The sequence below is a fragment of the Streptomyces sp. NPDC059788 genome (genome assembly GCF_042732265.1).
Lineage (GTDB): Bacteria > Actinomycetota > Actinomycetes > Streptomycetales > Streptomycetaceae > Streptomyces.
On sequence record NZ_JBHWHY010000004.1, the window covers coordinates 281531 to 293031 of the forward strand.

Consider the following 11501-nt stretch of genomic DNA (forward strand, 5'->3'; position numbering starts at 1 on the left):
GTGAACATGGACGGAAAGGCCGTCGTGGACGATCCCGGTCTCAGAGCACTGCTGGAGCACCTCCCCGTGTCCTGGTGGGAGGCCGACGAGCAGGGGCGCGTCAAGGAGCGGGGCGGCGGGGCCTTCGCCGACCTGCCCACCGCGCAGCGCTTCCTGGACCGCGCGCGCCGAGAGCTGTCCGCTCCGGGAGGCGACCTCCAAGACGGCCACCCCCTGGTCCGGTTCGACGGCCGGACCTTCAACGTGCGACGGCCCCAGGACGGGAGCCGGGGCTGGACGCGCGGGTTCGCGATGGAGGCCGGTGCGCAGCCCGCGGGTGACCGGCCGTACGCCGCTTTCGCGGACTTCGCCGACTTCGCGCCCGCCGCGGCCTTCCTCCGCGACCGCGACGGCCGCTACTTATGGGCCAATCACGCCTACGCGCACCTCTACGGCACCACGCCGGAGCGGGTCGTCGGCAGCCGTATCGAGGACCTCGACACCCCGTCCGACGCCGCCCAGTTCCGGGCCCTGGACCAGGAGATCCTCAGCCGCGGCAAGCCGGTCCGCCACCACCTGCGCTATCACCGCTCGGACGGCAGCACGGGGCAGGCGGCCGGCCACCGCTTCCCGGTCCAGGAGCACGGCCGGACCTGCGTGGCCGGGATCTATGTCGACATCACCGACCACGTCCGCGCGACGAGCCAGCGCCAGGAGGCCGAGGAGAATCTGCGCGCGCTGCGGGATTACAGCGGTCTGCCCTGTGCGCTGCTCTCGGTCGGCGGCCGTATCGAACAGGCGGGTACGGCCGCCGCCGAACTGTTTCGGACACGCCTGTCCGACCTCGTCGGCCGCCGTGCGCACACCCTGCTCGCCGCCACGCCCGACCTCCGCCCCCTGCGGCGCGCCTGGGAGGGGCTGATCACCCGCCGCATCAGGCGGGCGGAGACCTCCGCCGTCCTCCTGGACGCCGAGGGGCGCCAGCGCCGCGCGCGGCTCCACCTGTCCACGGTGAGCGGGCCCGTCGGCCGTGTCGCGCACGTGTGGGCCGTCGTCACCGACCAGAGCATCGCCCACGAGGCCCACCCGCCGCTCACCGCCGCCCAGATCCGCATACTGTCCCTCCTTGCCGGCGGCAGCACCAACGGCGAGATCGCCACCTCGCTGAAGCTCTCCCGGCAGGCGGTCGACTACCACCTCAGCCGGCTCCGGGACCTGCTGGGCGCCGAGACCAGGCCCGCCCTCGTAGCCCGTGCCTACGTCCTGGGCATCCTCGCCCCTCGCGCCTGGCCGCCGCGCACGGCCGCGACCCGCGACCCGCTCGGCTCGCGCTGAGACGCACGGGCCGCGCCCGTGGCGGGATCGGACCGAACGGATCTAGAACACGTCGCGCAGGGTCTCCAGGAGGCGGGCGATGTTCGCCTCGTCGCGGCGGTAGTAGGTCCACTTGCCCCGCCGGGTGGCGACGACCAGTCCCGCTTGCCGCAGTGTCGCGAGGTACTGCGAGGTGGTTGACTGCCCCAGGCCCGCACGCTGCTGGATGTCGGTCACGCAGACGCCGATCTCGACGTCGTCGGGCTCCTGGCCGGGGAAGCTCATCGGCTCCTTGAGCCACACCAGCATCTGGCGGCGGGCCGGGTTGGACAGGGCCCGGAACACAGTCAGCAACTCCGCCTCCGAGAACACCCGGCGATCGTAACCCATGTACATATTGACGATTCGCGATATCTAAATCTATGGTCGCGGCATGCCGACTTCGATGCGCGTGATGGAACTCGTCCGCTTCGGTGCCGCGGAGGCCGCGTTCGCCGCCCGAGAGCTGCCCCGGTCCACTCCCGGACCCGGTCAGGTGCTGGTACGCGTGCTGGCCACGTCCGTGAACCCGCTCGACCTGCAGACCCGGCGCGGCGACTACCGCGACCAGGTGACGCTGCCCGCGGTGATCGGCAACGACGTGTCCGGCGTGGTGGCCGGGACCGGCCCCGGGGCGGACGACTTCCGGCCCGGCGACGAGGTCTGGTATCTGGCACCGATTTTCGCCGGACCGGGAACCTACGCCGAGTTCCACGTGGTCGACCAGGCCCTGGTCGCCCGCAAGCCCGCCCGGTTGTCGCACGTCGAGGCCGCCGGACTCGCGCTCGTCGGCGCGACGGCGTGGGAGGCGCTGGTCGAACGCGCCGGGATACGGGCCGGGGAACGGGTCCTGGTGCACGGCGGAGCGGGCGGGGTCGGCTCGGCCGCCATCCAGGTCGCCGGCGCGCTGGGAGCCGAGGTGGTGACCACCGCGCGGGCGAGGGATCACGAGTTCGTCACCGGACTGGGAGCCGGCCTCGCGATCGACTTCTCGGCCGGAGACTACGTCCCGCGGGTCCGCGCGCTGGGCCGAGTGGACGTCGTGCTGGACACGGTGGGCGGGGACACCCTCGCCCGCAGCCCGGAGGTCCTCACCGACCGGGGCCGCGTGGTGTCCATCGTGGACACCCCCGAACCGCAGAACCTGCTCGCCGCGTGGGGCGTGAACGCGACCTACCACTTCCTCTTCGTCAGCCCCGGCCGGGCCAAGCTCACGGCCCTCGGCCAACTGGTCGACCGGGGCGAACTCCGACCGGATATCGGCGCCGTGCTACCGCTGGCCGACATCGCACGGGCGCACACACTGCTGGAAGGCGGCTCCGCCGGCGAGGGCCGCGGACGCCCACGAGGCAAGATCGCCCTCGCTGTACACCCCCTGGACGAGCCGTCTGGCGGGCAGCTCAGCTGCGGCACCGCGGGGAGCGGAGTACGAGCAGGGTGATCTCACTGGGGGCGAAGACGCGGAACGGCGGGCCCCAGAAGCCGGTGCCGCGGCTGGTGTAGAGGAGGGTGCGGGTGCCGTGGCGGCTGAGGCCGGCGAGGGCGGGCTGGTCGATGCGGACGAGGTGGTGGAAGGGCCAGATCTGACCGCCGTGGGTGTGGCCGGAGAGCTGGAGGTCGATGCCGTCCGCCGCGGCCCGGTCGATGAACTTGGGCTGGTGGGCCAGGAGCAGGACGGGCAGGTCGGGGTCGGCGCCGTGCAGGGCTCCGGCGAGGTGGGCGCGGTGCCCGGCCAGGCCGGAGGACTCGGCGGTGACGTCATCCACGCCGGCGATCACAAGGGTGTCGCCGCCGCGTTCGAGCAGCAGATGACGGTTGCGCAGCGGCTCCCAGCCCAGCTCGTCCATCAGGTCGACCCAGCCCTGGGCCTCGCTGTAGTACTCGTGGTTCCCGGTGACGTACACCCGGGCCCGGGTGGCTCGCACGGTGCCGAGCGGAACGGCCTGGGCGCGGCGGCGTTCGGCCGTGCCGTCGGCGATGTCGCCGGTGTGGCAGACCAGATCGGCCTCCAGCGTGTTGACCTTCGCGCAGACCCGCGCCGACCAGCGGGCGCGATCGAGCGGCCCGTAGTGGGTGTCGGTGATGAGGACGACGCGGGTACCGTCCAATCCCGCTCCCAGGCGGGGGAGCTGTACGTCGAGCTCGCGCACCCGTGGCACCCGGCGGGCCTCGGCGTACCCCCAGGCGAGCAGCGCGGCGGCTACGCCGAGGACCGCCCACGTGACGATCCGGGCCCGGCTCTGCCCGTCGCCCGCGCCGGCCACGGCCAGGGCGAGGCGCAGCAGGACGCCGAGCAGGACGGACCAGGTGAACAGTACCCAGCTGATCCCGAGGAGGGTGTCCCCGACGATCGCCGCCCGGTCCTGCTGACGCCGGCCGTGGCCGCGCAGCATCGCGAGCGGCATACCGATCAGACCGAGGGTGAACAGCGCGGTGCCGCCCAGCGCCACCGGGAGCGGCCAGTGCTGGCCGACGTGCAGCAGCACCCCACAGGGCACGGTCCACAACAGGACCGGGGCGATCAACGGGGCGTAGCGCATCGGACGGCGCAGTCGGCTCCGCCGGGGCGCGTGCGCCGTACCTTCCACGGATCGGACTTCGCCGGTGTCGCTCACGCTTCCCCTCCCTGAGTTTCCGGATTGCCGAAGCGCGCACTGTATCCGGTCGCCCTGGGGACATCTTGCCGATCATCGACGCCCATTCCATCGGCAACGTGCGTGACGGGGCGGCCGGCCCGGCCCCGATCGATGGGCCGCGTACGGAGACACCTCCTCCGAAGGCCGATACGCAACTACACACCGCGGCAGTGGGCACCCCGTACGGCGAGGCATCGCCGCGCCAACGGACGCGTGGCGCAGCGCGGCGGCGCCGCATCGATACCGGCCGGAGCCGCCGCTGTGCTCAGCACGCTTCGGCACGGTGGGAGCCCAGAGCCAGCGGGAGTTCCTCGCGCTGCTTCACGTCGAGTTTGCGGAAGACCCGTGTGAGGTGCTGTTCCACCGTGCTGGGGGTCACCAGCAACTGCGCGGCGATTTCCCGGTTGGTATGGCCGTGCGCGGCCAGCATCGCCACGCGGCGTTCGGCCAGGGTGAGTGCGGCCGCCGCCTCCGGTGCGGGCTCGATGTGGGGGCGAGCGTAGTCGGACGGGATCAGCACGGAGGCACCGCACTCTTTGGCCAGACGATCCGCGAGCTGCTTGTGCATACGTCCCCGCCGGGACTCACCCAGCATGCCGTGGACCGTGCTCAAATCGAGGAGCGTGCGCGCCAGTTCGAACCGGTCACCGCCGGCCTGCAGCAACTCCTTGGCTTCGGTGAGCAGCGCCACTCGTTCTTTGACGTCCACGGTCTGGGCGATCAGCCGCAGGGTGACGCCACGGACGCACGGATAGCGGTCGTTGACCAGGGCGAGCTGTTCGCCCAGAAGCGCGCGCGCCGGTTCCTCCTGGCCGAGATGGAGGTACGCCTCGGCCGCGCCGCTGCGCCAAGGCACGAACGTGGGCGCGTCGAGTGTCCACGCCCTGGCCTGTTCCCCGCAGTCGAGGAATTCCTTCAACGCGGCCTGGGGCGCGTCCTGCGCGAGATGGTACCGGCCGCGCACGTAATGGAAGGTGAGGCGATGACGGCTCTGCATCAGCGCCGGCGGCACCGGCCGGGCCGACAGTTCGGCGGCCTCCTCGGTCTTGCCCAGGGCGAGCTTGGCCAGCAGAAGACACGTCAGCGGCTGACCTATTTCCACACCCCAGCCCTGCGGCGGCAGCTGTTCCAGTGCGCTTTGCGCGTGATGCTCGGCCGCCAGCAGACTGCCGGCACGCAGGAAGGCCTCGGCCCGCAGGCCGGTCAGCAGGGCGAGCCAGACCGGTGCGCCTTCCCGGACGACGGCGTCCGCCAGCAACCGGTCACAATGGCGCCCCGCCTCGGCGAACTGCTCCGTGCACAGGAGTGTCGACAGCGCCGAGCGGACCGACTCGAAGGCCGCCTCGTCGCGCGGCGCGCTCTGCAGGGCCTGCAGGGCGTCGTGGACGGGGTCCTTGGTGATGCGGTTGGTGAGCACGTCCGTCAGAGCCGCCGCGGCCCTCAGCCCCGGGTCGATGTCGAGCAGCATCGTCTCGTAACTGGGGCGGACATGAGCCGGATGCTCCGCCGTGCCTATGGCCGACAGCGGCGGAAAGGCGTGGGCGAGCCACAGCCGGAAAGCCCGCACCTGCGAGGAGTGCACCGACTTGCGGCCCGCACCCGAGGCATCCAACTGGATCAGCGCCTCCATCGCCTCGCTGAACCGGCCGCGCCACAGCAGATGCCTGATGAGCGTCACCGTGTCGTGCGCGACGAGCCGGCCCTGACGGAGCGCTTCGAGCAGGTCGGGGACGTGCCGGTCCGCGGCTGCCGGGTCGCAGCGCCGCTCCACCTCCAGCAGCATCGCCCGGGTCGTGGCGCGCTGCTGTGCGTCCGTACTGCTCCAGACGGCCAGCTCCAGACAGCGCTCGGCGAACCGTGCCTGTCCGTCCGCCATGGCCTGCCGCGCCGCCTCCTGCAGGACGCCGATCGCCCAAGGGGGCAGCGGAGTACCGGCCGCGAGCAGGTGTTCTGCCAGCATCCGGGCATCCGAGCCGTGCTCGTGCAGCAACTCCGCCGCCCTGCTGTGCAGTTCCGTGCGGACGCGCGGCGGAATCTCCTCCAGGATCGCCGCCCGGATCTGCCCGTTGCGCAGGGTGCCGCCCAGAATGACGCCGGTGTCGGCGAGCTCCTTGAGCGCCTGCGTCACCCGACCCAGGTCCAGTCCCGTCAGCCGCGCGAGCAGGAGCACGGAACGGACGTCCCCGAGTACGGCCATGCCGCGGGCCAGCTTCACCGCCGGCGACGAGGAACGGTGCAGCGACCTGAGGACCGTACGGTCGAAGAACTCCCCGGAGATCGGCGTGCCCGGGCCGGGCTCCGCCATGTCCCGCGTGAGTGCTCGGTAGTCGGCCAGGATGGCGCCCACCAGCCGGGGATTACCGCCGGTGGCGGAGTAGCACGCGGAGGAAATCAGGTCGAGGTTGCTGTCCAGGCCGCACCTCAGTTCCTGACGGACCAGGGCGCGCACGCCGGCCTCGGAAAGCAGGTCGAGCCGGATGGACAGGCTGTCCGGTCGCTGGAGGAGGTCGTCATGGAAATGCGAGTTTGAGGTTCCGTGTACGGTCGACGCCGCCAGGACCAGCAGCACAGGAGAGGCGAGCATACGCCGCATGGCATAGAGGAGAGAATCCATGGAGCGTGCGTCGATGTGCTGGACATCATCGACAAGAATGACCAGCGGGCGCTGCTCGGTGAGTTCTTGGAGCAGTGCGAGAATATCGATGTCCAGCCGTCTGGACATCAAGTCGGTCGCCCCGCACTCGGTAACCCCGCGAGTTGCGTCGAGCGTGTGCTCGTCCAGCCTCCTGGCCAACTGAGAAGCGGTGGCCGACATTTCCGAATGCTGCAGGAGCCGGCGTACGGCAGAGAACGGAAGATCGCGTTCGCTCCGTGCGCAGGCGGCAGTCAATACCAGGGCTCCGGCGTCCGCGGCGCGCTGGTCGAGAGCCATCAGCAGAGCGGTCTTACCGCTTCCCACCGGTCCTTCGATGACCGCTGACGCCGCTACTCCTTTGGTGACGGTCCGACTGAATGTTTCACCGAGTGCAGCTAATTCCGCATCGCGTTCGACCAGTAAAAATTGGTCCGTCGCGCAGGTTGCTGGCAATGCCCTACTCCCCCCACAGAGTACCAAGCGTAAGTCCCTGGCAAAAAGCCGAACCGGCCGTTCCGCGCTTCAACTGTGGCGGATGGGTTCCTTGATTTTCCTGCCCGAGGCTTTCACTGGAGTCGAAGGGTAGCAACGCCCGGCCAGTGAAAGGTGGCTGCCGCATGTGTAACACATCACATGCGTTTCAACTTGTGCATCTTGGGTTTGTGGCACTCTCAACGCCCTGCGGTGCGCTGGATCGGTATTCGAAACCGGGGTGGCTGGGGGGTGCCGGGGACACCTAGGGGGAGGCAGGGGGGCGGCCTACCAGAACCCCCTAGGTGAACCCGGCGAGGTGCCAGGCGATGGCTCCGACGGACGTATTCCCGACAGCGCCATGGCAGGGGAAACAGCGGTTAGGATGCTCGTTTCGGATTCTGCAATCGAAGCCTGCCGGCGAACCTTACGCGCGGATCGACAGCGGGTGCCGGAAGACGTTCCGCGGATCCCACTTGGCCTTGACCTGCTGAAGTCGGGAGTAGTTCTCCTGGTGGAACAGCTTCGGCACCGGCGTGGTCGAGGAGTTCCACTTCGCGTCGAGCAGGTCCAGGTCCGGCCAGTTCACGTGGCATCCGTCATTGCGGTCGTTCGGCACCGGCACGCCACCCGTGTCCGCGTACAGGTCCCGGTACAGCTCGCGCACCCACGTCATGTGCTTGTCGTCGTCCCCCGGTGTGTCCCAGACCGCGGACACCGCGCCGGTCAGGACGGCGTTGCGGTGCGCGTGCGCGGTCGCGTCCGCGGCCACCGCGTTGATCCGCCCTCCGTAGAACGTCATCGAGAAGCTCGACGAGCGGTTGGCGTAGTTCGTTCGGGTCAGGTGGCCGTAGGCCGCCGCCATCTGCGCGTCCGTGTACCGCTTCTTCATCACGGCCACCTTGCTCTTCCACCGCGGTGGACCGGTCACCCCCGCCGCGACCGAGGAGTCGGGCGCGTTGATGGTGCTCGACAGCCAGGGCAGCCGGCCCGATTTGAAGATCTGCGGTGCGACCGGGAGCTGCTGCCCCATCGCCGCCAGATACGAGTCCAGCAGCGCCTCGTTGCCGGATACGGCCGGGTCGGTCTGGCCCACGATGACCAGCTGCTTGGCCTCGACCCGCGACGCGGCGAAAGCACCGTGCAACGCGGTGGCCGGCGCTCCCGGCGCGCTGTTCTGCTCCAGCCAGGTCCCGAAGTTCCTGGCGAGCTGGACGAACGAGTCCGCGGTCAGGTCCGACCAGTTCCACACCGCGCGGGCCGTCATCAGGCTCGTCGGCGACGGGGGGAGCATTTTGTCCGGCGACGTGGACGCCGTCGCCGTAGGGCTACGCATCCAGAAACGCGTGACCACGCCGAAGTTACCGCCGCCGGCACCGGTGTGGGCCCACCACAGGTCCCGGTTCGGATCGGAGCTCTCGCGCGTGGCGACGACGGCCCTCGCCTGGCCGTCGGAGCCGACCACCACGACCTCGACCGCGTACAGATGGTCCGCGATGACCCCGTGCTGACGGGACAGCGCTCCGAAACCCGCTCCGATGATGTGGCCGCCGGCGCCCACCTGGGGGCAGACCCCGCCCGGCAGGGTCACCTTCCAGCCGTAGTCCAGCGTCCGGTAGATCTGGCCCAGCGTCGCCCCCGGCTCGATCATGAAGGCTTTCCGCTGGGGGTCGTACCCGACCGCGCGCATCTCGGTGAAGTCGATGACCATCTGCACGTCGGGGTTGTCGACCAGGGCGTCGAGACAGTGCCCGCCGCCACGCACCGCGATCTGCTTGCCCGCCCGCACCGCGTCATTGACAGCCTGTACGACGTGGGCGGTCGTGCCCACCACACGTATGCTCTCGGGCGCCTTCGTGTACCGCTTGTTGTAGCCGCGGAGCAGCAGGTCCTCATAGCGCGGGTCGCCCGGGGTGACGGTCACCGGACCAGCGGGAACCAGCTGACCACTACCGGTCTCCGTGGCCATCGCCACGCCCGTACTCCGGTCGACGGCAAGCCCGACAGCGGTCGTGCCGATCCCGGTCAGCAACAGCCTTCGTGAAACTCCAGCCATGGTGAATCCCCCATAAAGTTCCAGTGAATCCGGGTGCCGTGATGAACCGCCCCGCGGGAACTGCCTGCCGACCCGGCTCGCAAGAATGAGCAACGTGGGTGACACCGCGTGAGTGGCTTGGCGTTGTACGCGCGTGGCACGGCGACCGGAGAAATCCGGGCTGCCGGGAGCGCGCAGGGAAACACTGTGCCAGATCACTGGCGGGATTTCCTATAGGGGGTTGTCGGGGGAGCGAATAGGGGGTTGCTGGCGTCGTCCCGTACATCAATCATGGTATCGAGACTTCTGAAACGCCTTTCCCCATACAGCAGGCACACTCGGCAAGGGGCCCGACGGCCCGGACGGCCGCCGGAGTGCCGCGGCAGCCCTCTCGACAGCGCAGTCGAACCGGCCGCCGATCCCGGACCCCGCGATTCCCGCCGCCGCCCCTGCCCTTCCGTGCCTCTTGCCTGAGCACCGACATTCAAACGAGCCCTGGCGTTCACCCGAGCGCGCAGGGTCGCAGCGCACTACGCCCCAAGTGAAGGTAGGTCATGGACACCACTGCGGCCGTGGAGTACGACGAGTCTTTCGCACCCGAGGACGCCATCGCCGTGGTGGGCATTGCCTGCCGATTCGCTCAGGCAGCCACCCCCGGTGAATTCTGGCAGCTGCTGCGGGACGGCAAGGACGTCATCACCGAGGTGCCCGCCGACCGCTGGGACGCGGAAGCCCTCTACGACCCCGACCCGGCAGCACCGGGCCGGATGATCTCCCGCTGGGGCTCCTTCCTGGACCACGTCGACCACTTCGACCCGGCCTTCTTCCGGATCTCGCCCCGCGAGGCCGCGGCCATGGACCCGCAGCAGCGCCTGATGCTGGAGCTCGGCTGGGAAGCACTGGAGGACGCCGGGGTCGTCCCCGCGCGCATCAAAGGCAGCCGCCTGGGCATCTTCGTCGGCGCGATCTGGGACGACTACGCGCGACTCGTCTACCGCGATGGCGCCGAGCACAGCACCCAGCACTCCGTCACCGGCTTCCACCGGAGCATCATCGCCAACCGCCTCTCCCACTTCCTCGGCGTGCACGGCCCCAGCATGGTCGTCGACACCGGCCAGTCCTCGTCGCTCGTCGCCGTCCACCTGGCCGCCGAGAGCCTGCGCCAGGGCGAGTCCGACGTGGCACTCGCGGGCGGCGTCAACCTCAGCCTGCTCGCCGACAGCTCGGTGATTTCCAGCAAGTGGGGCGGCATGTCGCCCGACGGCCGCTGCTACACCTTCGACGCCCGCGCCAACGGATACGTACGCGGCGAAGGCGGCGGCGCGGTCCTGTTGAAGAGGCTCTCCCAGGCCGTCGCCGACGGTGACCGCGTCTACGGTGTCATCCGCGGCAGCGCCGTGAACAACGGCAGCGGCAGCACCATGTCCACCCCCAGTGGGAAGGCCCAGGAGGAACTGCTGCGGTCCGCCTACCGCGCCGCCGGAGTCGCTCCGGCGGAGGTGCAGTACGTCGAACTGCATGGCACCGGAACCCCGGTGGGCGACCCGATCGAGGCCGGTGCGCTGGGCGCGGTGCTCGGCACTGCCGAAGAACGTACGAAGGACCATCCGGCCGGCCCGCTCCACGTCGGCTCCGTGAAGACCAACCTCGGCCACCTGGAGGGCGCGGCGGGAATCGCCGGCCTCATCAAGGCCGTACTGAGCCTCCACCACAAGCAGCTGCCCCCCAGCCTCAATTTCGAGACCCCGAACCCGCGCATCCCGCTCGACGAGCTGAACCTGGTGGTCCAGCGCGAACTCGGCCCCTGGCCGCAGGCGGACCGCCCGCTGGTGGCGGGTATCAGCTCCTTCGGCATGGGCGGCACCAACTGCCATGTGGTGCTTGCGGAGTGGAGGCACGAGGCGGAGGCCGGCGCCGAGGCTGCTGTTGAGGTAGCGGTCGAGCGGGCTTTGCCGGTGGTGCCGTGGGTGGTGTCCGGTCGCAGTGAGGGGGCTTTGCGGGCGCAGGCTGAGCGGCTGGCGGGGGCCGTGGCTGTGGATGTTCGGCCGGTGGATGTGGGGTTGTCGTTGGTGTCGTCGAGGTCGGTGTTTGAGCATCGGGCTGTGGTGCTGGGTGGGGATCGGGATGGTTTGTTGTCGGGTGTGGGGGTGTTGGCTGGTGGTGGGGTGGGTGTGGGTGTGGTGTCGGGTGTGGTGGTGGGTGGTGGGTTGGGGTTGGTGTTTACGGGTCAGGGTTCGCAGCGGGTGGGGATGGGGCGGGGGTTGTATGAGGTGTTTCCGGTGTTTGCGGGGGCCTTCGATGAGGTGTGTGGGTTGTTTGATGGGGTGTTGGGGCGTTCGGTGCGGGAGTTGGTGTGGTCGGGGGTGGATTTGGATGTGACGGGGGTGACGCA

The 11501-nt window shown here is 69.9% G+C and carries 7 protein-coding genes; 3 read left to right on the plus strand and 4 right to left on the minus strand.

All coding sequences use genetic code 11. The features are described 5' to 3' along the window. Positions 1-6 precede the first annotated feature (6 nt). Positions 7-1314, plus strand: a complete 1308-nt coding sequence (locus ACFV57_RS05835) for a PAS domain S-box protein (protein ID WP_385226087.1) — start codon at positions 7-9, stop codon at positions 1312-1314. 42 nt (positions 1315-1356) lie between these two features. On the opposite strand, the gene ACFV57_RS05840 is transcribed toward ACFV57_RS05835, so the two are convergent. Next, positions 1357-1665, minus strand: a complete 309-nt coding sequence (locus ACFV57_RS05840) for an ArsR/SmtB family transcription factor (protein WP_385226126.1) — start codon at positions 1663-1665, stop codon at positions 1357-1359. A 61-nt stretch (positions 1666-1726) separates the two neighbouring features. Between ACFV57_RS05840 and ACFV57_RS05845 the strand changes: the two genes are divergently transcribed. Next, a complete protein-coding gene (locus ACFV57_RS05845) occupies positions 1727-2773 on the plus strand; it encodes a zinc-binding dehydrogenase (RefSeq protein ID WP_385226089.1) in 1047 nt (348 codons plus the stop codon). On the opposite strand, the gene ACFV57_RS05850 is transcribed toward ACFV57_RS05845, so the two are convergent. The 3 genes from ACFV57_RS05850 to ACFV57_RS05860 all read right to left on the minus strand — a co-directional run bounded on the left by ACFV57_RS05850 (position 2733) and on the right by ACFV57_RS05860 (position 9043). Continuing rightward, complete coding sequence (locus tag ACFV57_RS05850) at positions 2733-3947, minus strand: metallophosphoesterase (RefSeq protein ID WP_385226091.1); 1215 nt, start codon at positions 3945-3947, stop codon at positions 2733-2735. The two genes, ACFV57_RS05845 and ACFV57_RS05850, sit on opposite strands and share 41 nt — an antisense overlap. Before the next feature lie 286 nt (positions 3948-4233). Further along, positions 4234-7083 (minus strand): AAA family ATPase, encoded by a 2850-nt coding sequence (locus tag ACFV57_RS05855; protein ID WP_385226093.1) that lies wholly within the window; start codon positions 7081-7083, stop codon positions 4234-4236. 418 nt (positions 7084-7501) lie between these two features. Beyond that, on the minus strand, positions 7502-9043 hold the full coding sequence (locus ACFV57_RS05860; RefSeq protein WP_385226095.1) for an FAD-binding oxidoreductase: 1542 nt from the start codon (positions 9041-9043) through the stop codon (positions 7502-7504). 620 nt (positions 9044-9663) lie between these two features. Here ACFV57_RS05860 and ACFV57_RS05865 point away from each other — a divergent pair. Further along, positions 9664-11501: type I polyketide synthase (locus ACFV57_RS05865; RefSeq protein WP_385226097.1), on the plus strand; the 1838-nt coding region annotated here is incomplete at its 3' end.